The following is a 23184-nucleotide window of genomic DNA, read 5'->3' as shown; positions in this document are numbered from 1 at the left end:
TTAAAGACTCTATTTTACAAAAAAGATTACAAAATCAGCCGTTTTAGAGAACTCTTACCACTTCCTAGACTATTAATTCTAATGTTTTTTATACTACTCGCTTGCTCGTCAATAGGTCATAAAGCAAAATCAGTTGATCCATTCCCCGTACTCGTTCACTCTATAGCCGTCTGGTGTTAGCGAATTGAAAAGTAGTTTCCCAAAAGCATCGATATAGTACCACTTTCCTTTATAATAAATCCATGTATTGGATTCCATGGAACCAGATGATCCTAAGTAGTACCACTTTCCTTTATAATAAATCCATGTATTGGATTCCATGGAACCAGATGATCCTAAGTAGTACCACGCGCCACTTGAATCTTGGAACCAGCCTACCTCCATCATGCCATTATCCTTGAGATAATACCAATTACCGTCTGTATCCTGTATCCAACCGGTTTGCATGATTCCATTCGCATCAAAATAATACCATGCATCATTTTCTTTCATCCAGCCTGTCCGTTCTTTCCCATCGGAATTTCTAAAATACCACTGATTATTTATCTTATGCCATCCTCTTTGTTGATTATATGTAATAACAGAATGTTCAACAGTAGAAAGTGACATGTTATCCGCTTCAACGCCAAAAACAGCTGTTAACGATGACGAACCTGTCCCGTTCGTTGTGAATTGAGCAGTGGTTTCTGGGCTAGATAATCTTTCCTGTTTTGATGGAGTCTTTATTTTTCTCTCATCTCGGTGCCCTTCTACTGTCAATTTTTCTCCACCTGTAACTTTAGCCACAAAGTCTGGAACTTCCACTCTTTCAGGGACTAGTTCTTTTGAAGATACTATAGACTTCCCAAGGTCGCCTGGTATTTTTTCTCCCGATACTAAAACCTCTGATTCTGAAAATTCCTCACTAGACGCAGGCAGTTCTTCTCTGATCGGCGCATCTTTTGGAACTGGAAACTCTACTTTATCTGGAGATACCACTTCCTCTTTGAGATTACTTGAGTTTTCTTCCGTCGATGACACCACTTCCTTCACACCCTTAAGAACCACACGTTCTTTCATAGGTGTAACCTCGACTGTACGAGAATTTTCAACAATCTTTCCATCAGCTAAGACCTTATAAGTCACCTTAGTAACTTCTTTACCTACATACCCCTCCGAAACAACCTCCGTTTTCCCTTTCTCTAACTCTTCAGAGTCCTCAAAACGCTCTGTAATCGGAAGTTCTTTTATGACACTGTTGGGTTTAATACCTAAAGTAATCACCTTGGATTGAGGAGCTATTTTCTTCTCAGAAACTTGAGAAGATACCGCTCCTGTATACTTATCTACTTGATAAGTAGTAGTTCGAGTAACCACCCCTCCTTTACCCTCTACAACTGAACGGAAACCAAGCTCTTTTGTTTCATCTCCTTGGTAAAGAGTATCAAAAGCAATCGATTCTTTTTCTACTTTCGGCTTAGTACCTTTATACACTACTCGGTAAATAAGTGGAACACCTTCTTTTTCACCCTTAGTATCCTCTGTACGCTCTTTTCCAACCTCAAGGGTACTGTCACCTTCGTAAGTGGTAATAACCTCTGTTTTCGGCTCCTTTTGCGGTTTGAGAGGAGGTTCTACTTTATCTTTATCAGACTCTATTTTAGGTGTACTTGGTTTTTCGTCTTTTGGAGTTGAAGGAAGTTTATCCTTATCCTTCTCATCCACCAAAACTTCATCTTTTACATAGACAGGCTCTTTTGGTTTACCTTCAATATAAGAACGAACCCAATCCAGTTGCTCTTTTGATAAAACCAAACCACCACTGCGGCTTCCTACGACACCATTTTGGTGAACTCCAATTAAAGTACCTTTGTCATTATAAAGACCACCACCAGACGCTCCGGGTTTTGTGCCTTCATAGCTGATACCCTCAACACCTGAACCGAAGTCTGTAGTTCCTACTACTTTGCTATCTAAAACTGGACTTAGCTTGTTATCTGGAAAACCATAGACCGAAACTGAATCCCCCTCTGCAACTTTCGAAGATTGTTTTACAACCTCTACAGGAGTTACCGCTTTGAAATCTTCTTTTAGTCGAACCAAGGCTAAGTCATTTTTAAATCCAAATACGGAATCTTTTTTATTCCAATAAACAATATCATCATCTGAAAAATGCACAGACTGACCATTCGGTAAGGTTGCTTTATACACTGTATTGGTACGACCAGATTTCGTAACGACCTCAGAACCTTTAACTGTTAAAAAATTATGAGCGACTGTTAATACTAGATTTTGTGCAATTAAGGTACCAGACCCTGACCCATCTGGCGTTTGAATATGCGTTGTAGCATAAAAATTTTCTGAACCATTCGGAGCTTGTAACACCTCTTTACTAGGCACAGGTAAGTTCGATTTGCCACTCAAGTCAACCTTACCAACCTCCGTTCTTGCGAAATCAGAAGACGAAGTAGATGAAGGATTTACTGAGTCAACAACAGCTTTTATAATGGTATTACCTAAAGCTAACTTACTGATATATTCATCAGACCAACTTGTATCATTAGCCAACTTGTTTATAGACACTCCATTGTAAGAAACCACTTTGGCTTTAGGAGAACTTGCTACCAACTGCTTAAAATCAGGGTTTTGTCTCAAATGAAACTCTAAACCACTTCCAACAGGACCTTCCTGAACAACCTTATCTGAAATCAAAGGATTGCCTTTAGTATCTTCTACACGTAATACTACTCGACCTTTTTCTTCACCTTTTACTAAAGTAGCTCGACCTTTTTCATCAAAACGATACAAAGCGCCGTCAATCTCAGACTCTACATCTTTTAAAGCTATATGATTTTCATCATAGTAGTAACGGTTTGCACCATCTATATACCAACCCTTTATACCATATTTATCAATCATAGAACGAATCCAAGTTCTGTGCTTTTCCGTAAAGATAGTACCACCGCCAATACGCTCACTCTCAGGAGCGTTTGAAGTATTTGTTCCGTGCTGGTGGATACCGACTACCTCTCCCTTATCATTAAACAAAGGAGCACCTGAAAAACCTCCCAAAGCTGAGGAATGATAAGTGACTGCACCGCTCTCTTTATTGATACTGCTCACAGTTGTTGAGACTGAATAAGCCTTACCGTCTTTCAAGCGAGCTTTATTTTCTTTACTTAAATTTGGAGTAGAAAAATCATTGGGATATCCGACCATAGTGATTTTATCACCAGTAGAAACCTCTTTATCACTCAACTCTCTTGGAGAGTCTTCTCCCCCTGTCATAGCTTCTACAGGCTTTTTAGTTACCACTACTGCTAAGTCGTTGCTATAGTCTTTACCAAAGTCTTTGCCGTTATACAAGTGAATAGAGTCTTTTTCAAGAGCTTCTGATACCCCTGAAGTAGGTACTTTATTGCTTTTCTCCTTTTCCGAGTTCATCACAACATAACTACGAGCAGACTCCCCACCACGCAAGACCGCAGACTTATCATCTTGGTTTTTATCATAGTAGTTATGAGCTACTGTTACCATCACATTCGGCGCTACAAAGACACCGCTACCTGATGCGGTTTGTTTCCCACTCGTACCACTATCATAAGTGGTATAAGTCATAGCAACACCCTCAGCGGACTTCTCATGAACGCTCACATCTTTTATATCATCGCCACCTTGAATAACGTCAGCATAAACGACCCCACCACCAATAACTGGTAAATCAGGAACCGATAATCCAATCATACTCACCAATGCCAGACATCCCACCAATCCATAAGCTTTTGACTTACGAAATTTTCCTAAACCCTTTAAATATAAAAACATCTTTTTCCTCACTTTAGTTTCTAATACTTATTTATCCAGATATAATAGCTTACAATCTTTTAAAATCTTCAAATAAGTTATGATTGTTCCATACTCTTCAAACCATGTCAGCCTTGTCGTGCCGTATGTATATGTTACTGACTTCGTCAGTTCTATCTGCAACCTCAAAACGGTGTTTTGAGCTGACTTCATCAGTTCTATCTGCAACCTCAAAACGGTGTTTTGAGCTGACTTCATCAGTTCTATCTGCAACCTCAAAACGGTGTTTTGAGCTGACTTCATCAGTTCTATCTGCAACCTCAAAACGGTGTTTTGAGCTGACTTCATCAGTTCTATCTGCAACCTCAAAACGGTGTTTTGAGCTGACTTCGTCAGTTCTATCTGCAACCTCAAAACAGTGTTTTGAGCTGACTTTATCAGTTCTATCTGCAACCTCAAAACGGTGTTTTGAGCTGACTTCGTCAGTTCTATCTGCAACCTCAAAACGGTGTTTTGAGCTGACTTCGTCAGTTCTATCTGCAACCTCAAAACGGTGTTTTGAGCAGGCTACGGCTAGCTTCCTAATTTGCTCTTTGATTTTTTGAGTATAAGGACATGTTGGATTCTATGTGCTGTATTGTCAACAATACACTCTTCTTCCTGTATATCTACCAACATGATTTACAGAATTTTATTTTACTATAATTTTACCTATATTCCAAGACAGAAATAAAATAATCAAGAACAAAAACGCATATAACCAATAACTAGCTATATGCATTTTAACACTTAAAGCGAACTGTTAAGTTGCGACTAGTGGTATCCAGTCCTAAGTAAGTCGGAAATATACAGTTTATTTACGACTAGCAAGGCATTTACCCGGCAATAAGAGCCCATCTAAATTGACTTTTTCTTAAAGTAGAAATTTCTACGAAAACTATCTAAATAAACTTTTAATCTCTATGACGGACAAAACATGTCTCAGTTATTCATCAACATCCAAGGTTCTAGTAGTTGACCCACTCCCCATTGGAGTTAACTTTATAACCATCTACTATAGTATTAACCGCTAATCTTCCGCTTTCATTGACATAGTACCATTTGTCTCCAACTTGGAACCATTGATTTACCTTCATTGCACCAGATGATTCCTGATAGTACCAATGGTCTCCATCTTTTATCCAACCAGTTGCCATTGAACCGTTAGCATTGAGATAGTACCACACACCACTGAATTCAACCCAGCCAGTAGACATTGCTCCGCTCTCACTCAAATAATACCATTGGTTACCATCTCTGATCCAACCAGTTGCCATTGAACCGTTAGCATTGAGATAGTACCACACACCACTGAATTCAACCCAGCCAGTAGACATTGCTCCACTCTCACTCAAATAATACCATTGATTACCATCTCTGACCCAACCAGTTGCCATCGCACCAGTAGAACTCAAGTAGTACCATTTATCCGCTTCCTGATGCCAGCCTTTCACCACTTCACCAGCAGATGTATAAAAATACCACGCACCATTTTCTTGCTTCCAACCAGTCGTTATTGGAACTTTAGTCTCAGTTTTAATAACATCTCCTACATAAGATTGGAGGTAACGAGGAGCAAAAGAAGTAAGAGGAGAGTTTGCTACCATTCTATCTGAAGACCCCAAAGATAATTTATCCTTCTCTGACTTCCTTTCTGTCATCTCCTCAGATACATTTTCTCTTACTGTATTCATGGTCTCGACAGGATTTTCTTTCGCATCTTCAGGAATTCTACTGCCAGCTAGTGTAACTGGTAAATCATGCATACTGTCAATTCTACCGGCCAATAGACCTGTAATTTCTTGACCTGCATCTTCTTTATTAAAGGTGAAAAGTAGAGTTTTTTGATCTGCTTGGGTCAAGAAGGTAGCTTTGTGTCCATTCGCTAAAGTCAAAGTCGGAATAGAATTCACTAGTACCTCAGAATCAAATTGCATAGCTAAGATACCTTGTTCTGCATCCTCTTCTTCTGTTTCCAATTTACGAACGTCCCTGATAGTTACACTCGTTGGATATACCGAATCTTTTGTTAAAAAGTCCCAATTAAATTTTCTAAATGATAGGGTATAGTCATTTTGTCCTTTTTCAGTGTGTTCATACAAGATACCATACTCCCCATTTCCTAATTCTTGGAGCGAATTATAGGCAAACTCTCCTTTTTGAATTGGTCTATGATGTAACCAAGTCAAGTCTCCGTTGTCCTCTACACGAGCCAAATGAGCCATTCCATTCGTCCGTTTAGGTCCTCCTGAATTGGTTAAAATGATGTATTCTTTTCCTTCGTGCATGGTGTGAACAGCAGCCATTTGGACATAAACATCTTTAACCTGATTGTATCTCTTGATTTCCTTGTCCCAAGTTTGCCCACCATCTTTACTTGTGGCAACCTGTAAATCACCCGTTAATCCTCTCATAAAGAGTTTCACATCACCATTATTTAACTGTACAGCAACTGACTCTGTATTTTGGGCAGGACTATTATTCATAGTTGAGGAATGAATTTTCCTTCCGCCTACTGTCCTATCATCATTGACAGCAGCTCCAGCCTGCCATGTTTCTCCATGATCATCTGAATAAATCAAACGAGAAGACTGGGATCCGCTTAGATGGGAGATAGCATTGGTGGTATAAGTAGGAACTAAGATACGACCCTTGTGCTCTCCTGTTCTAAGCACAATTCCTGTACCTGGACCTGTTCCTAAAAATTTCATCCAATCTTGGCGAATTGATGGTGTAATATCTCTTGGTTGCGACCATGTTTTCCCATCATCATCACTATAAGAAAGCCACAAATAGCTCGTATAGGCTACACGAAATGGATTTTTAGCAGATGGAGCAAAGTAGATATTCCCAAGAAGCTCTTCTCCTTTATAGAGGTCACCCTTATCTCTGTAGGCTTCTTCTTTTGGATCCACTACAACGCGATAATCTGTTTTTTGATTATTTGCATCATATACTTCTCCGTTTTCTCGGACAGTATATGCTTGATTTTCCCCTTGTTTATATAGTAATTGATAGTGCTTATCTCCAACTTGTTGATAAGCTTTTTGAGGTTTGTTTGGCATTCCAAAGACAGCTCGACCTTCTGGAAACATATCGTAGATTGAAAAAATTCTCTTTGTGGTAGGATCTTGAACCAAGACCATATCGATATTAAGTGGAGATGGTGCCTGCGGATCTTTTGCTTCTGGATTGTCTCGCAAGTTGGTCAAGGTTAAGGTTGGCTGCCAAGTAGTTCCCCCATCCTCACTTCTCCTAACGACCATAGCAATATCTCCCCAATCAGAATGGTGGAGACGACGCTGATCTGCCCCTGCCAGTAATGTTCCTTTATCCGTACGTAGCAAAGCTGGAATCCGATAACTCTTAATTCCTTCACTATTTGGCTTACCATTGACACCGCTCATAAACAACTCTTGCTTCTCTGTCAAGACTGCCCCTTCAGGAAGTGACGGCTCAATATCTGTCACATCAAATAACTGGCTACGTTTTTTGACTTCCTCTGGAGTTAGAGCACGATTGTATACAGTCAGATTACGAATAGAGAGATTTGAGCCCCACTTCAGTTCTCCTGCTCTATTAGTTGCACCTAACTGAAGTTTATCCACATCTGGCATGTCTGCCAGGAATTTCCCTGACTTTTTATTCGTACGAGATAATACACCATTCACATAAAGACGAACCTGACCATTTGGACTATCCTTTCTTGGTCTTTCAACAGTAAAAGTAACCGAATTATACTTGCCTGGTCTAATCTTCAAAGGCGCATCTGTATAACTTCCATAAAATTGGCTACCATCAGCTCCACGTCCCTCTATCAAAGCTGTCCCATTATTGATTGCCATTGTAAAGTACTCATTTACTTTAGTTGTACTGGAAGCAGAAAAGAGATTGTAAAAACTAGGACCATCAGCAGCCGGTTTGAACTCCACATGAACAGTTGCATTTTGGAGTCCCTTTACTTTCTCTAATTCATCAGACAAGTCTACTCTTTTTTCGTTTGAATCATTCGTCTCTAAGTCATCTTTTTCTATCACTGTTTCGACATTTTCCAAATCTCGTGCATAGTAATCTCTTGGAATTTTTTCTTCTTGCTTATCTTCCCTTTCTTGTTCTTGCTCATTGCCAGAAAGTTCAGTCTCTGAAACAGACTCTACATGCTCTGCAGGAAGAGTTATATTTTCTCCTTCCTCAGAAGGCTGGCTCTTTTCTGTATCAGTTAGGGTTGAGCTCCCCCCCCCCCGAAAGTTGAGTTTCATTTGCCAGAGGTTGCTCACTCGCCCCTTCTTGAGCTAAAACAGGAGACGTTCCAAACACCACTGCTCCCACAATCATAGAAACCGCTCCTACCGATAGTTTCCTAATGCTATAACGACACTTACGTTCTTGAACATTCCGATTCATACTGTTCCTCTCTATATCTATATCCCGATTTCTGAAATAAGACATTTACTCCAGAAAATGCACTTAGTTTGTCTTTACTTAACTTTCTTTTACTACAGTTCATTTAAATGACAAAAATGAACTAAACAAACTATCTCAAATTGGTGCCAAATTTCCCCTCTCCTTTCTCCAATCAGACTCCTACCAATCTAGTTTATCTACCAGGACACCGCTGCAATTAAACTAAAATATCTCTTTATAAGCAAATTATTGGACATCAGCTTATGCTATTTACACCATACTTCCTGCTCAATCCTTATCGAACACTTTTTCAAATAGCTTTTCATAAGCATAAATACTTGTAGAAATAATGGGAAATATAATCAAGCTCACAATCAGAATCTTATCCAGCTTAAAGGGGACAATCCCAAATAAGTGAAGAAATAAATCAATCAGAAAACTGTCGAAAAAAACTGTCAAAAGTAGTTCAATTTGTCTTTTTCTCTGCTTTTTTGTCTTGAATGCCTTAAATATCATATTATTCCCCTTTTCTAAGCTTCAATCCCTTCTCTCTATCTGTCATTTCGCATAGCTGCTACTATTTTTACAGCAATCTATCTTTAAATATACATAAAGATAAGATTCTATCACTTTTTATAAGTGTTAGCAAATTTATTATACCTCATTTCTAAAACGCTTTCAATACAGTGTAGTATAATAGATTTTAGTTTCAAGAAACTCTTTTGTATAATAATATCCTTGAAAGTAGTTTCAGATGAACATTTATAGTCCATAAAAAGAAAACAGAGACTCATCTGTTTTTTACACTCAATGAAAATCAAAGAGCAAACTAAGAAGCTAGCCGCATGATGCTCAAAACACCGTTTTGAGGTTGTAGATGAAACTGACGAAGTCAGTAACCATACCTACGGCAAGGCGAAGCTGACGTGGTTTGAAGAGATTTTTGGAAAGTATTAACACCTACAGACAAGCCTGACGATAGCAAGAACTACCCTACTCGATAGGTATCGGCTTTTGCTTTCTAAAAAAAATTATTTTAAGCAATTTGACAAAGCTAGCAACAAAAAATTCTATAAATATTTCCATGATAAAACGCATAGTATCAAGTCTTCTTAATCCCCTGATACTATGCGTGTTTGTGATTTTTAAGATTTTGTGCCTAGAGTCGACTCCTTATTTTAGATATTTGAAAGGAATCTCACTCCCACAGAGCCAGTTATAAACATGGTCATTGACAAAAACATTCATGGCTTCGTGGGCATACTCAGGCATGATGCGATAAGCCTTATCGCAGATCAAACGATTGTAAATCGCAAACTGGGTAATGGGATAGCAAACATCGTCGTCCAAGCCCGTAATCATCTTAACCTCACCTTGGATACGATGGGCAAGATTTTTGACATCGATATAGGCAAGGGTCGCCATGATTTCCTCCTCTGTTTCATGAAAAGGATCGTGGAACTTGAAATAACGGAAAAGTTCATCATAAGCCTCACTAGTATTGCCAATCTCAATCACTCGTCTGAAGTCTGACAAGAAGGGATAAATGGCAACTGTTTTCTGAATTCGAGGATTGAGCGCTGCTGCAACCAAAGCTAGAGCCCCTCCTTGTGAGGCACCATAGCTAGAAAGACGCTTCTCATCAACCTGAGACAGACTAGCAACAATTTCAACCAACTGGTAAATATCCAGATAAACATCCTTATAAAAGAGGTGATCCCGACCCTCCACAGCACCACGGATAATATGTCCCTTAACCGTATTTCCTAGAGGAGAACGCAAACCGTCTTGTGAATAGCCCGACTGGCCTCGAACATCCATGGAAACAACACCGTAACCAGCTACGGTGAAGGCCAGCATGTCGGCCCAGTCCCAGCCACGTCCCATATAACCATGGAAATGGAAGATTAGTGGAACCTTCTCCTCACTCTTTGGAAGAACGACGCGTGCATAGACCTTGCCTTCATTGCTTCCTTCAAAGGTTAGCTCATAGCACTTGACTTGAGGAATGTGGAAATCTCTTTCCTCCAACTGATAGGCTGGAAGCGTGGAAACTTTTTTCACTTCCTCATCCCAGAAAGCATCAAAGTCCTCTGGAACCTCGTCCCTGCCTTTATAAGTCTTAATTTCTTCTAACAAAGCTGGATTTTTCATAGCATGCTCCTTATATTTTATAATCGCTATCACAACTGTAGCATATCTATGTAATCAATGCAAGAAAGAAGGGTAAATAGAAAGTGAATTTAGCTTTTCCTCCTTCAAGCCTATTGACTGAAAGTAGTTTTAGAAACGAAAAAGAGCATTTCGCTCTTTCTTATGTTTACACTAGTTTTTTGCTTCCTTCTTTTGGAAAGTAGTTTGGTAATTTACTTTAATTGTTACTGTCATCTGAGAGTCCTCGTTTCTTTTTGATGACTCTAGTATAAGGGTCAAACCTGAAAGCTAGCTTAAGTTTTCCTTAGAGAAAGCTTAATCCAGATGTTCTTTCTTTTCCAAATGAAGGGCAATCATGCGCCACTCTGGATCCTCTTGCCAGCCTTCAATAGAACTAATGTAGCTAGCAACCTTTCTGGCTTCTTCTAAAATCGGAAAATCTTCGATAATATCAGCTACTTGAAACTCTGGGAGTCCTGACTGTCTGGTTCCAAAAATCTCACCAGAACCACGCATTTTCAAATCTTCCTCCGCAAGGACAAATCCATTGGTCGTTTCTGTCATGATGCGCATGCGGTCTTTCCCAGAATCAGTCTTGGGATTGGCAACGAGAACAGCATAGGACTGCTTGTCCCCCCGACCCACACGACCTCTGAGCTGGTGAAGCTGACTGAGCCCGAAGCGATCGGCATCCATGATGATCATGACAGTCGCATTTGGAACATTGACCCCAACCTCGATAACCGTTGTTGAAACCAGAATATCTGTTTTTCTCTCCTTGAAATCCTGCATGATCTGGTCTTTTTCGTCACTCTTCATCTTACCATGTAGAAGAGCCACTTCTGCCTTACCTGCAAAATGAGCCGTCAGCTCTTCTGATAAGGCAATGGCATTTTTCAAATCTAGAGCTTCTGATTCTTCAATCAAGGGAGAGATGACATAGGCTTGGGAACCTTTTTGAATTTCCCCCTCTAACCAAGTCAAGACCTGAGGTAGTTGCTCATGTTTGATCCAGCGCGTCACAATAGGTTTCCGACCTGCTGGCATCTGGTCGATAATGGAAACATCCATATCTCCAAAGGCTGTGATGGCAAGCGTCCGTGGAATGGGAGTCGCCGTCATCATGAGGACATCTGGATTGTCGCCTTTTTCCCGTAAAATACGCCTTTGCCCCACACCAAAACGGTGTTGCTCATCGATGATAATCAAACCAAGACGAGCATACTCCACCCCATCCTGTATCAGAGCGTGGGTTCCGATAATCAAATCAGCCTCACCCTTGGCAATGGTCTCCAAGACTTCTCTTTTTTCTGCCACTTTCAAAGAACCTGTCAAGAGAGCCAGTTTCAAATCTGGAAAAAGGTTCTGTAAACTCTCATAATGTTGCTCTGCAAGGATTTCTGTTGGCACCATGAGGGCTGCTTGGTAGCCAGCTGTCACTGCCGCAAACATGGCCAAGCCAGCGACTACCGTTTTCCCGCTCCCCACATCCCCTTGCAAAAGACGATTCATGTGGTGGTCCGACTTCATATCGATTAAAATTTCCTGCAAACTCTTTTCTTGAGCTGGGGTCAGGGCAAAAGGAAGGCTTTCCTTGACTGCTGTCACCTTTTCCTGAGACCAATCTAGAACCAGACCGCTTCCCTGAACTCTATTTTCAGATTTGAGCGTCTGCAATTGCATTTGGAAATAAAAGAGTTCCTCAAATTTGATACGGCGAAGGCCCTGCTTGTATTCCGCCAAATCCTTGGGGAAATGCATGGCACGAACAGCCTGACAACGGGACATGAGTTTGTATTTGTCCAGCAAAGACTGGGGAAGATTTTCCTCAATCAAGAGGTCCAGTCCCTGATCAAAGGCTGCCTTGATAACCTTGACCAGACTGGTCTGACTGATTCCCTGAGCCAAGCGATAGACAGGTTGGAGGTCATCTTCCACCTGAGCCAGGACCTTCATCCCAGTCAAACTAGCCTTAGCACGGTCCCATTTTCCAAAGACAGCAAGGGTTGCTCCCAACTCTATCTTATCTGCTAGATAGGGCTGGTTAAAGAAATTCACTGCAAAAACAACTTCTCCCTGCTTGAGGCTAAAGCGCAGGCGATTGCGCTTAAAACCATAATACTGGACACTAGCAGGAGTCACGACTTGACCAGAAAGAACCGCCTTTTCACCGTCTTCCAACTCCAAAACCTGCTTGGTTTTAAAGTCTTCATAACGGAAAGGAAAGTAGAACAAGAGGTCTTGCAAGTTTTCAATTCCTAGTTTGGCGTATTTTTCTGCTGACTTTGGTCCCACACCAGGTAAGACATGCAAGGGTTGATGTAGATTCATGCTCCACTCCTTTCTTTTCTAATCATATTCTCTCGGAATGCGGTCGCTGAGGAGACAAACCACCTCGTAGTTAATAGTTCCACGGTAGGTCGCTACCTGAGTTGCAGTGATTTCCTTATCCCCATTGGAGCCAATCAAGGTTACTTTGGTTCCCAGCGGATAAAGCTTAGGCAAACGAATGGTGATTTGGTCCATAGAGACTCGTCCGACGATTGGGCAAGCTTGCCCATCTACCAAGACAGAGAAATTTTGCATATCTCGTGTCCAACCATCCGCATAGCCGATTGGCACCGTCGCGATGACTTGCTCGCTATCCGCCTGATAGGTCGCCCCGTAGCCCATGCAAGCTCCCGCTGGAACTGTCTTGACATGGACTAAAGCAGACTCCAAGGTCAAGGCTGGTGTCAGGTCATAAGGCAAATCCAAAACCTCTCCACTTGGATTGAGACCATACATAGCGTCTCCCATACGGATCGCATTAAAAATAGTCTCTGCATGCCAAAGAGTCGTTGCAGAGTTACTAGCATGAATCAGCTCTGGGGCTTCCTTCATACTGGCTAAAATAGTTTTAAACCGTTCCAACTGCTCATTAAAGTAGTCATCTGACTCTTCATCAGCAGTCGCAAAGTGGGTAAAGATTCCTTCAACACGAGCACCGTGTTGAAGGAGCAAATCTTGAGCCTGCTCAACCTCACTGGCCTCTCTAAAACCAATTCGTCCCATTCCTGAATCAATCTTGAGGTGGACTGTCAAATCAGCTAAATCAGCTTCCTTATCTAAGAGTGCTTGAACCCACTCCAGTCCAGCCACTGTCAAGGTGATGTCATATTCTTTAGCTAGAGTAACAGCTTCTAGCTCAGAAACTCCTAAAATAAGGATTGGCTTGCTGAGTCCAGCTTGTCTAAGTTCAACGGCTTCATCAATATTGGAAACGCAAAAACCGTCTACATCTTCTTGGATTGCCTTGGCAACAGCTACTGCCCCATGCCCATAGGCATTGGCTTTGACCACTGCCCACTTGAGTGTCCCCTCAGGGATATGAGCCCCCATTTGCTGAATATTGTGTCGAATAGCTCCCAGATGAATCAGAGCCTTGGTTGGTCTATGCGGACTAGCTTTCATGATTTTCCTCCAAAATGACACTGGCTGTCACAAACTGATCGGTATGGCTGATAGATAGCCAAATTTTTCCTGAAAATGGTGACTGACTAAAATAAGGCGCCCCGCGTTCATTGTTTAAGACTTCTAAATCCTGAAAACCGAGCTTGCCAATTCCCGTTCCCATGGCCTTGGAAAAGGCTTCTTTAGCCGACCAGCGACCAGCCAAATATTCGATTTGCCTGCGCCCTTTAAGACTGTTAAACCGTTCCATTTCCTGAGCGGTCAGCACGCGCTTGGCAAAGCCTTCATGTCGTGCAGCCGCTCTTTCTATCGAAGCCAATTCTTCGATGTCAATTCCGTGTCCAACTATCATTCTCATCAAAAGGAGTTGAGATTCCCCAACTCCATCCTTTTCACTTATTCTGCCAAGGTAGCATAGATTTCTTCTACCAAAGCCTCTGTATTTTCCCAACCTAGGCAAGGATCTGTAATAGAGCAGCCAAAGACCTCTGGTTGGTTTTGACGACCATCTGCTAGGTAAGATTCAATCATAAATCCTCGAACTGTCTTTTTAATTTTCTCATTCCAATCACGATTTTGCAAGGTCTGGCGAACAATTCGAATCTGCTCCATATACTGCTTGCCTGAGTTATCATGGTTGGTATCAATGAGGATAAAGGGATTTTCAAGTCCCATGGTTTCATAGCGTTCAATGGCTTGGAGTAGGTTTTCATAGTAGTAATTCGGCATATAATTGCCATACTCGTTAACTGCTCCACGGAGGATGACATGGGACAAAGGATTACCTGAAGTCTCAACTTCCTGCCCATGATAAAGGAAGGTTTGCTTATTTTGAGCAGCATAGATGGCGTTAAACATAACACCCAAATTTCCTGAGGTTGGATTTTTCATCCCTACTGGTGCATCAATCCCAGAAGCCACAAAGCGGTGCTCTTGGTCTTCCACAGAACGAGCTCCAACAGCATGGTAGCTGACCAAGTCATCCACCAAAATTAGATTTGACGGATAAAGCATCTCATCTGCCGTCGTCAAACCAGTCTCTGTAATCACTCGGTAGTGCAACTGGCGCACAGCCTGCAAACCGTTAATCAGGCTTGGAGCCTTAGAAGTGTCTGGCTGGTGAACCAACCCTTTATAGCCGTCTCCGTTGGTACGAGGCTTAGCAGTATAAACGCGCATAACCATGAAAATCTTGTCCGCTACCTTCTTTTGCAAGGCTGACAAGCGGCGGGCATATTCCAAGACAGCTTCTTCATTATCAGAAGAGCAAGGACCAATTACCAAAAGGAGACGGTCATCTTCCCCTGAAATAATGTCTGCCAATTCCCTGTCACGGCTTTCCTTGAGTCTCAAGGCTTCCGCAGACAATTGGGTTTCAGCCTTAATGACTTCCATATCGATTTCTTGACCTTTTTCAATAAATGCCATCTTATTCTCCTAACGTTTTGTAAATTTCTCTGACAAGAGCTTCTGTGTTATCCCAACCCAAGCAAGGGTCTGTGATAGACTTACCAAATACTTCTGGCTCATTTTGTCGACCATCTTCCAGATAAGACTCAATCATAAAACCACGAACGAACTGCTTAATTTTTTCATTCCAAGCACGGTTAATCAAGGTCTGGCGGACAATTCGGATCTGTTCAATATACTGCTTACCAGAATTGTCATGATTGGTATCAATGATGATAAAAGGATTTTCCAAGCCCATTTTCTCATACTGGGCAATGGTCTCAATTAAATTGTCATAATAGTAGTTGGGAATATTGTTACCATACTCATTAAGAGCACCACGAAGAATAGCGTGTGAAAGCGGGTTCCCAGTTGTTTCTACTTCTTTTCCTAAGAAAAGGAAACTTTGTTTGTTTTGAGCAGCATAAATCCCATTAAACATGACATTGAGATTTCCAGAGGTTGGATTTTTAAAACCAGTAGAAAATCCTGCCCCACTGGCCACAAAGCGGTGTTGCTGGTCTTCAACTGAACGGGCACCAACTGCCATGTAAGAAATCAAATCATCTACAAGCGGAAGATTTTCAGGATAAAGCATTTCATCAGCTGTCGTCATACCTGTTTCCGTGATGACACGATAATGAAGATGACGAACGGCTTTAATTCCGTTGATAAGACTAGGCGCTTCTGTCGCGTTAGGCTGGTGAATCAAGCCTTTGTAACCATCTCCGTTAGTACGGGGTTTGGCAGTATAAACACGCATAACCATAAAGATACGGTCTGCCACTTCTTCTTGTAAGACTGCCAAACGCTTAGCGTACTCAAGAACAGCTTCTTCATTGTCAGATGAGCATGGCCCGATTACCAAGAGAATTCGTTGGTTTTCTCCACGTATAATGGCTTCTAGCTCTTGATCGCGCTGTGATTTTCTCTCCAAAGCTTGGCCTTCTAATTTTGACAAGGCACGAACTTCTTCAATATTGATTTTAGGACTTTTTGCTGTAAATACCATAACTCATCTCCTTATAAAGCAAACGGATACCAAGTAAAAATTTACTTTTCACAAGGTATCCGCCTCTAAACTATCTCATTTTATTGTCTTTTACCGTGACAGTTTTTAAACTTCTTACCAGAACCACATGGGCAAAGTTCATTCCGTCCAATCTGGCTCAAATCCAAATCTTCTGGCATACTTGCTTGGTGGGCAGCAATATTACGAGTCGCTGTTGTACTGATATGGCGTTCTGCCTGTGGTCTTTCTTGTTCATGAATTTGTGCTTTCATCATCAAACGTGTCACATCAAACTCAATCGAACCAATCATATCATTAAACATACGGAAACCTTCTGCCTGATACTCAACAACAGGGTTGTTCTGAGCATAGCCACGAAGTCCAACTGCGTTACGCAATTGATCAAGAGCATCGATATGATCTGTCCACTTGTTATCTACCACTCGTAGAATCAAAACTTTTTGGAATTCTTTGACTGCTTCTTCATCGCGTAGTTTTGAAACCTGACTATCGTAAACTTGCAAGGCACGTTGGAAGAGTTCTTCCTTAATAGCCTTATCAGACAAGCCTGACAAGTCGTCCATCGTAATAGAATCTTCAGGAAGCAAGTTGTACTTAGCAAAGTTCAAAATAGCTTCTAGTTTTTCATCTTGTTTGGCACGCGCATGACCATCAACGACACGTTCAATCGTGCGTTTAATCATAGCCTGAATTTCAGGTGCCAAGTCACGGTCTGCAGTGATGACATCGTAACGTTGAGCATAGATAATCTCACGTTGTTCACGCATGACGTCATCGTATTGAAGGACTTGTTTACGGGTATCGTAGTTATTTCCTTCAACGCGTTTTTGCGCTGCCTCAACCTGACGTGTCAACATACGAGACTCAATCGCCTCTTCAGACATGTTGAGACGTTCAAAGATTCCCTTCAAGCGTTCAGAACCAAAACGTTTCATCAAATCATCTTCAAGAGATAGGTAAAATTGTGACTCACCTGGGTCTCCCTGACGACCTGAACGTCCACGAAGCTGGTTATCGATACGACGGCTTTCATGACGTTCTGTACCAATAACACAAAGTCCACCCAATTCGCGAACCCCTTCACCAAGTTTGATGTCGGTACCACGACCCGCCATGTTGGTTGCGATGGTAACGGCACCACGTTGACCAGCATTCATGATGATTTGGGCTTCTCTATAGTGGTTTTTGGCATTCAAGACTTCGTGAGGAACGCCAGCTGCAACCAATTTCTTAGAAATGTAATCACTGGTTTCAACCGCTACTGTACCAACCAATACAGGCTGACCTTTTTGGTAACGAGCCTTAACGTCTTCGACAACCGCCTTAAACTTAGCCTCGATACTTGCATAAAGAAGATCTGAGTGGTCAATACGTTGAACAGGACGGTTGGTTGGGATTGGAATAACACGAATGTTGTAAATTTCACGGAATTCTTCTTCCTCGGTCTTACCTGTACCTGTCATACCAGACAATTTCTTGTACATACGGAAAAGGTTTTGGTAAGTGATTGAGGCAGATGTCTTGGTTTCATCCTGGATTGGAACACCTTCTTTGGCTTCAATAGCTTGGTGCAATCCATCAGAATAACGACGACCTTCCATGGTACGACCTGTAAATTGGTCGACAATCAAAATTTCTTGTTCTTCGCTCACCACATAGTCAATATCGAGAAGCATGATGTAGTTGGCACGAAGGGCGTTATCAATAAAGTGAGTAAGAGCTACGTTTTCGATGTCATAGAGGTTTTCAAGCTTGAAGTAGCTTTCAGCCTTGTCAATCCCTGAATCAGACAAACCAATAGTCTTAGACTGCACATCGATGATGTAGTCGTCTTTGTCCAAAGATTTTACATAGTGGTCTGCCATATGGTAGAGCTGACTTGTTTCAACTGCGTTAGCACCTGACACGATCAAAGGTGTACGCGCTTCGTCAATCAAGATTGAGTCAACCTCATCGACCAAAGCATAGTTAAGCGGACGTTGTACCATGTTTTCAGCACGAACGACCATGTTATCACGAAGGTAGTCAAATCCGATTTCTGAGTTGGTTGAGTAAGTAATATCACACTCATAGGCTTCTTTTTTCTCCATTGGAGATTTAGCAGCCAAGTTAATCCCTACTGACAAACCAAGCCATGAGTACAATTCACCCATCTCAGTCGCATCACGTTCTGACAGGTATTCATTGACCGTAACTACGTGAACCCCTTTACCTGAAAGGGCATTGAGGTATACTGGCATGGTCGCAGTCAAGGTTTTCCCTTCCCCTGTACGCATCTCTGGCACGTCACCATGGTGAAGGACAATTCCCCCCATAACCTGAACCTTATAAGGGAAGAGACCTAGGACACGTTTGGCACCCTCACGGACAACCGCAAATGCTTCATAAAGCAATGAATCCAGTGATTCTCCATTTTGATAACGTTCTTTAAATTCAACTGTTTTTGCTTTTAGTTGGTCATCAGTCAAAGCAGCCATTTGGTCTTCGTATTTGAAAACCTTGTCGGCCATCTTTTCCAGACGACGGATTTCTCCTTTATCATTTTCGATAATTGTTTTTAAAATATTAGCCATGTTTTTCCTTACTTTAAATTCCGAATATTTTAGAATGTTCTTTTAATTTTAGCACAATTACTGATTATTTTCAAGGAAGAATCCCCATTTTGAAAAGGAAAAAGAGGCTAGTTTCCAAGCTAACCTCTCTGACTTTTATGATACTTTAATTGCCAAAAATCGGCAAAATCGCAAATAGGATAAATAGATTAATCCAAAGAGAAAAACAGCAGATCAATCCAAAAACAAAGAGACTGACTTTCTTGGACAGCAAGGCCATCAAAATAGACAGAATACCAAAAACTAGCAAGACTTTCTGTATGCTGAAGAGGTCAATCTTTCCCCCCAGAATCGGACTGCCCCAAGGAAGAAAGAAGAAAGCAATCCAGATCAACAGAACTAAACCAATATAGACCTTGGAATAGCGTGTAATAAATGATTTTAGATGTGCCATAAGCTACCTCCTAGGATTGTATATCCTTTAAATATTGTATGTGTCCATTTTCGACAACTAATACATCTGTACAAAGGTCTGAAATATCTTCCGATATGTGTGACGTCAGGATAACCAGACCATTTTCTTTTTTCAGGTAAGATAAAATGACCTGTTTGGTTAACCTCACACTCTTCTCATCTAAAGCATTCATAGGTTCATCGAGAAAGAGTATAGATGGTTCGGCAATAAAGGCTTGAATCAAGGCCATTTTTTGCTTTGTTCCTAAGGATAAATGACGGTATTCAACGTCTTCAAATTCCTGTAAATCATAGTATTGAATCCAATAGGCAATTCTTTTTTCCGTAACTTTAGATGAAAAATACCTTAACAGTTCCAAATTTTCTCTAAGGGATAAATGAGATAGAAACTCTACCTTTTCAATTAAAATCCCTGCATCCTGAATATAATGATTTTTTGCCCCGTAAACTTTGCCATCTTGAAGAACTTTTCCTTTGTCAAGCTTAATATAACCAGCAAGTATCTTTAAAAGAACTGTCTTACCAGATCCATTATCACCTTTAAGACCATAAATATTTCCTGATTGAAAGACCAGATTTAACTCATTTAAAATAGGTCTTTTCCCATAAATTTTCTGTCCATTTATAATTTCAAGTCTCATCGTTTATCCTTTCTTAAATTTCTCTTCCAAGCGACTAACAATCAAGATAACCAATAAACTTAAGAGTACTAAATACACTGTTACAATATGATCCATCATCCATTCTTGTCCCACAAATGCTAAAAAATAGAGAAAAAAGGAAAAACCAGCGCCCGCACTAATAAGTGCTATCAGATAAGACAGTAGTAAGTACAAGATCATTAACTGAGCAAGTAAAAAGAAAAGTGCGACTGTTTTGAAATGAATTCCTAGAGGAAGTAAACCAAGGAACCAGACAAATAAATCTTGAGTAAAAAATTTAGAAATGACAACCAATCGTTTCCTTGTATAATCGAAAAAGGAGGTTGATTGATAGCGGATCAAGTGATGGTAATGGTCTGCCAAATCAGTTTCAAGTAAAATGACAGAGAGCCATCCTACCATGAAAAGCGAAAGATTTAACAAGAGTTTGGGGATTTCTAAATTCGCTTCAGAATAGTCATTATAGGAAAAGATTGAAATCAATTCCCTCTTGAAAAAGAGAAAAACATCCTGCTTTTGAACCGCTATTGACAATAGATAGTTAATCAAAATCATCATCAGAACTATACGAAGTAGTAAAACGATCTTTCTCTTTAGCCAAATATTGTTAAAGTTCTTAAACATTATCTTCATATTTTTTAAGTACCATATAGGGGACAATATAACGGATATAAGGAGTAAAGAGTCTCATCAAACTTACATCCCCATAGCTAGCTTGCATCAAACTCGTCATAGGAACCATATAGTATGGCAAGATACTATAGAGCATCATAGAACCAAGCCAAAGAAACATCAAATAGGCAATTGCCGAACGAGTCACATTCCCTAAATAATCAACTATTTTAAAAAAATAGACTGCATTGATGAAAATACCGATTAGTAGGACACAAGTAAAGAACAAATAGCTTGTTATCTCTCCATCTAGGAGTCTTTGTAAACTACTCCCATCAGAAAATAGAGAATTCCATTCAAGAGGAGAAAAAGTCCCAAAGAAATAAGTTAAAATTGCAATTATCAGCACAGTCACTAAATATATCACACAAGGGATACTTGCAAGTTGAAAAGTCAACTTTCTTTTTAACCCTTGATAACTCACTTCTCTTCCAATACTCAATCGTAAAACTTTATTTTTCAGCTCAATATATTGAAAACCTAGCAAAACAATGATGATTGGAATAATAAATGATTGATAAAAACCTAGATTGAACTGGAGAATACGAAAATCTAATGCTGATTTTAATAAGTCATTTTTAATTGCTTGTCCATCGAATTTAGCTAGATCGGGCGCATGAATATCAAAAAAGAAATAAGTCATCAAAACATCACGATAGACTAAAGCAAGAAAAAGCAAAGTAAGCAAGACATAAACAAATTTATGCCTTGCCAAAGTTAAGAGAGGAATCTTCATAAGCCACCTCCTACAAATAAAAACCGATATAAATCAATGCCTTTCGCCTTTAGACTTCCCTAGTTCTCGTCTCAAGCGAAGCATTTTTTTGAAACAGAAATAAGTTAACCTATTCAGACCAATAGCTAGCAGAATAAAAAGAAACCAAATGCTCCATAACTTGATATCTGTCAAATTTCTCAAGACGATATTGAAAAACAGAACTGAAATAACTGTCCAAGCAAGGCTAAAAAGAGCATAGAGGGGAATGTAAAACCAGTAAAAATAGTAAAAAATTGGGAAAAATTTACTTTCTCTATTATCCTTTTCAATCCAGCTGAAAAAGTAAAACCAGGGAAATAAGAGCACAAATTTAAACAAATGTTTCATCGACACCTCCTTTTTGATAGCGTTTTCTATTATTTTATTATATCAAAAAAATCTGGAAATGTCATTCCAGATTCTACTTTTTTATTTGCGTTTTCTTGCGATGAGATGGATTGGAGTTCCCTCAAAGACAAAGGCCTTGCGGATTTGATTTTCCAAGAAACGCAGGTAAGAAAAGTGCATGAGTTCTTCTTCATTGACAAAGATAACAAAGGTTGGTGGTTTGGTTGCCACTTGAGTCGCATAGAAAATCTTGAGACGTTTTCCTTTGTCTGTCGGTGTTGGGTTGATGGCAATAGCATCCATAATCACATCGTTCAAGACAGCTGATGGAATACGTGTGTTTTGACTTTCGCTGATTTGTTTGATCATCTCAGGAAGTTTGTGAAGACGTTGCTTGGTCAAGGCTGAGACAAAGATAATCGGTGCGTAAGGCAAGTATTGGAACTGCTCACGGATATCTTCTTCCCAGTTTTTCATAGTGTGGTTGTCTTTTTCAAGTGTATCCCACTTGTTGACCACGATAATCATCCCTTTGCCAGCTTCGTGGGCAAATCCAGCGATACGCTTGTCGTATTCACGGATACCCTCTTCCGCATTGATGACCATCAAGACCACATCTGAACGGTCAATAGCACGCATGGCACGCATGACAGAGTATTTCTCGGTATTTTCATAAACATTACCAGATTTACGCATACCAGCTGTATCAATCATGGTAAACTCTTGACCATCTGTATCTGTAAAGTGGGTATCAATGGCGTCACGAGTTGTTCCAGCAACAGGACTAGCAATGACACGGTCTTCTCCCAAAATAGCATTGATCAAGCTTGATTTTCCAACGTTAGGACGACCAATCAGGCTAAACTTAATCACATCTGGATTTTCTTCTTCATATTCATTTGGAAGATTTTCTACGATGGCATCTAGCACATCCCCTGTACCGATACCATGGACAGATGAGATAGGCAGGGGTTCACCCAAACCGAGGGCATAGAAATCATAGATATCATTTCGCATCTCAGGGTTGTCCACCTTGTTAACCGCGAGGATAACTGGTTTGTGGGTCTTATAAAGTTTACGGGCTACGTATTCGTCTGCATCGGTAATTCCTTCCTTACCGGACACGACAAAGACGATAACATCTGCTTCTTCCATGGCAATTTCTGCCTGGTGCTTGATTTGTTCCATGAAAGGAGCATCGACATCATCGATTCCTCCTGTATCAATCATGCTAAAAGAACGATTGAGCCACTCACCCGTTGCATAGATACGGTCACGTGTCACTCCTTCGACATCTTCTACAATGGAGATTCGCTCACCAGCGATCCGATTAAATAGGGTTGATTTCCCAACATTGGGACGTCCTACAATGGCAATAGTTGGTAGGGCCATAATTTCTCACTT

General features: G+C 40.6%; 18 protein-coding genes. All 18 read right to left on the bottom strand.

From position 1 onward, the window contains the following. Positions 1–129: 129 nt before the first annotated feature. On the bottom strand, positions 130–3804 hold the full coding sequence (locus SP4011_RS03025) for a trypsin-like peptidase domain-containing protein (RefSeq protein WP_119947754.1): 3675 nt from the start codon (positions 3802–3804) through the stop codon (positions 130–132). Between the two features lie 27 nt (positions 3805–3831). After that, positions 3832–4326: a hypothetical protein gene (locus SP4011_RS03020; RefSeq protein ID WP_338619797.1), complete on the bottom strand. Its 495-nt coding sequence runs from the start codon at positions 4324–4326 to the stop codon at positions 3832–3834. Positions 4327–4790: 464 nt separating this feature from the next. Further along, complete coding sequence (locus SP4011_RS03015) at positions 4791–8081, bottom strand: sialidase domain-containing protein (protein WP_338620394.1); 3291 nt, start codon at positions 8079–8081, stop codon at positions 4791–4793. Then, on the bottom strand, positions 8038–8226 hold the full coding sequence (locus SP4011_RS03010; protein WP_078800240.1) for a YSIRK-type signal peptide-containing protein: 189 nt from the start codon (positions 8224–8226) through the stop codon (positions 8038–8040). The genes SP4011_RS03015 and SP4011_RS03010 overlap by 44 nt, the downstream gene beginning before the upstream one ends. A gap of 288 nt (positions 8227–8514) precedes the next feature. Then, entirely contained in the window at positions 8515–8742 is a 228-nt protein-coding gene (locus SP4011_RS03005; protein ID WP_000576348.1) for a hypothetical protein, read from the bottom strand. A 657-nt stretch (positions 8743–9399) separates the two neighbouring features. Then, positions 9400–10380 (bottom strand): acetylxylan esterase, encoded by a 981-nt coding sequence (locus tag SP4011_RS03000; RefSeq protein WP_338619794.1) that lies wholly within the window; start codon positions 10378–10380, stop codon positions 9400–9402. 315 nt (positions 10381–10695) lie between these two features. Next, entirely contained in the window at positions 10696–12711 is a 2016-nt protein-coding gene (recG, locus tag SP4011_RS02995) for an ATP-dependent DNA helicase RecG (protein ID WP_338619793.1), read from the bottom strand. Positions 12712–12729: 18 nt separating this feature from the next. Beyond that, the gene (alr, locus tag SP4011_RS02990; protein ID WP_338619791.1) at positions 12730–13833 is read right to left on the bottom strand and encodes an alanine racemase; all 1104 of its coding nucleotides are present in this window, start codon (positions 13831–13833) and stop codon (positions 12730–12732) included. Beyond that, entirely contained in the window at positions 13823–14185 is a 363-nt protein-coding gene (gene acpS, locus SP4011_RS02985) for a holo-ACP synthase (RefSeq protein WP_000634997.1), read from the bottom strand. The genes alr and acpS overlap by 11 nt, the downstream gene beginning before the upstream one ends. A gap of 44 nt (positions 14186–14229) precedes the next feature. Further along, on the bottom strand, positions 14230–15261 hold the full coding sequence (locus SP4011_RS02980; RefSeq protein ID WP_000864063.1) for a 3-deoxy-7-phosphoheptulonate synthase: 1032 nt from the start codon (positions 15259–15261) through the stop codon (positions 14230–14232). Position 15262: 1 nt separating this feature from the next. Further along, positions 15263–16294 (bottom strand): 3-deoxy-7-phosphoheptulonate synthase, encoded by a 1032-nt coding sequence (locus SP4011_RS02975; protein ID WP_338619790.1) that lies wholly within the window; start codon positions 16292–16294, stop codon positions 15263–15265. Positions 16295–16374: 80 nt separating this feature from the next. Next, positions 16375–18888 carry a preprotein translocase subunit SecA gene (gene secA, locus SP4011_RS02970; protein ID WP_338619789.1) on the bottom strand — a complete coding sequence of 838 codons (2514 nt, stop codon included), beginning with the start codon at positions 18886–18888 and terminating at the stop codon, positions 16375–16377. Positions 18889–19033: 145 nt separating this feature from the next. Next, positions 19034–19321 carry a hypothetical protein gene (locus SP4011_RS02965; RefSeq protein ID WP_050251535.1) on the bottom strand — a complete coding sequence of 96 codons (288 nt, stop codon included), beginning with the start codon at positions 19319–19321 and terminating at the stop codon, positions 19034–19036. Positions 19322–19331: 10 nt separating this feature from the next. Further along, entirely contained in the window at positions 19332–19982 is a 651-nt protein-coding gene (locus SP4011_RS02960) for an ATP-binding cassette domain-containing protein (RefSeq protein WP_338619787.1), read from the bottom strand. Positions 19983–19985: 3 nt separating this feature from the next. Next, positions 19986–20627, bottom strand: a complete 642-nt coding sequence (locus SP4011_RS02955; protein ID WP_050252790.1) for a hypothetical protein — start codon at positions 20625–20627, stop codon at positions 19986–19988. Continuing rightward, a complete protein-coding gene (locus SP4011_RS02950) occupies positions 20620–21411 on the bottom strand; it encodes a hypothetical protein (RefSeq protein ID WP_338619785.1) in 792 nt (263 codons plus the stop codon). The genes SP4011_RS02955 and SP4011_RS02950 overlap by 8 nt, the downstream gene beginning before the upstream one ends. A 33-nt stretch (positions 21412–21444) precedes the next feature. Further along, complete coding sequence (locus SP4011_RS02945) at positions 21445–21780, bottom strand: hypothetical protein (protein WP_338619783.1); 336 nt, start codon at positions 21778–21780, stop codon at positions 21445–21447. A gap of 81 nt (positions 21781–21861) precedes the next feature. Then, positions 21862–23172, bottom strand: coding sequence for a ribosome biogenesis GTPase Der (gene der, locus SP4011_RS02940; RefSeq protein ID WP_338619782.1), 1311 nt, complete (start codon positions 23170–23172; stop codon positions 21862–21864). Between the last annotated feature and the right edge of the window lie 12 nt (positions 23173–23184).

It is taken from the genome of Streptococcus parapneumoniae (genome assembly GCF_037076355.1).
Lineage (GTDB): Bacteria > Bacillota > Bacilli > Lactobacillales > Streptococcaceae > Streptococcus > Streptococcus parapneumoniae.
Note: the sequence above shows the minus strand (reverse complement) of the source record. Positions and strands in the feature narration are given on the sequence as shown.

What these genes read in the sequence shown, in the direction of transcription:
- SP4011_RS02975 (WP_338619790.1), bottom strand. Translation starts at nt 16,294, where the DNA reads ATGGTATTTACAGCAAAAAGTCCTAAAATCAATATTGAAGAAGTTCGT.
- recG (WP_338619793.1), bottom strand. Translation starts at nt 12,711, where the DNA reads ATGAATCTACATCAACCCTTGCATGTCTTACCTGGTGTGGGACCAAAG.
- SP4011_RS02945 (WP_338619783.1), bottom strand. Translation starts at nt 21,780, where the DNA reads ATGAAACATTTGTTTAAATTTGTGCTCTTATTTCCCTGGTTTTACTTT.
- SP4011_RS03015 (WP_338620394.1), bottom strand. Translation starts at nt 8,081, where the DNA reads ATGAAACTCAACTTTCGGGGGGGGGGGAGCTCAACCCTAACTGATACA.
- SP4011_RS02955 (WP_050252790.1), bottom strand. Translation starts at nt 20,627, where the DNA reads ATGTTTAAGAACTTTAACAATATTTGGCTAAAGAGAAAGATCGTTTTA.
- secA (WP_338619789.1), bottom strand. Translation starts at nt 18,888, where the DNA reads ATGGCTAATATTTTAAAAACAATTATCGAAAATGATAAAGGAGAAATC.
- SP4011_RS02950 (WP_338619785.1), bottom strand. Translation starts at nt 21,411, where the DNA reads ATGAAGATTCCTCTCTTAACTTTGGCAAGGCATAAATTTGTTTATGTC.
- alr (WP_338619791.1), bottom strand. Translation starts at nt 13,833, where the DNA reads ATGAAAGCTAGTCCGCATAGACCAACCAAGGCTCTGATTCATCTGGGA.
- SP4011_RS02960 (WP_338619787.1), bottom strand. Translation starts at nt 19,982, where the DNA reads ATGAGACTTGAAATTATAAATGGACAGAAAATTTATGGGAAAAGACCT.
- SP4011_RS03000 (WP_338619794.1), bottom strand. Translation starts at nt 10,380, where the DNA reads ATGAAAAATCCAGCTTTGTTAGAAGAAATTAAGACTTATAAAGGCAGG.
- SP4011_RS03025 (WP_119947754.1), bottom strand. Translation starts at nt 3,804, where the DNA reads ATGTTTTTATATTTAAAGGGTTTAGGAAAATTTCGTAAGTCAAAAGCT.
- SP4011_RS03010 (WP_078800240.1), bottom strand. Translation starts at nt 8,226, where the DNA reads ATGAATCGGAATGTTCAAGAACGTAAGTGTCGTTATAGCATTAGGAAA.
- acpS (WP_000634997.1), bottom strand. Translation starts at nt 14,185, where the DNA reads ATGATAGTTGGACACGGAATTGACATCGAAGAATTGGCTTCGATAGAA.
- der (WP_338619782.1), bottom strand. Translation starts at nt 23,172, where the DNA reads ATGGCCCTACCAACTATTGCCATTGTAGGACGTCCCAATGTTGGGAAA.
- SP4011_RS02980 (WP_000864063.1), bottom strand. Translation starts at nt 15,261, where the DNA reads ATGGCATTTATTGAAAAAGGTCAAGAAATCGATATGGAAGTCATTAAG.
- SP4011_RS02965 (WP_050251535.1), bottom strand. Translation starts at nt 19,321, where the DNA reads ATGGCACATCTAAAATCATTTATTACACGCTATTCCAAGGTCTATATT.
- SP4011_RS03005 (WP_000576348.1), bottom strand. Translation starts at nt 8,742, where the DNA reads ATGATATTTAAGGCATTCAAGACAAAAAAGCAGAGAAAAAGACAAATT.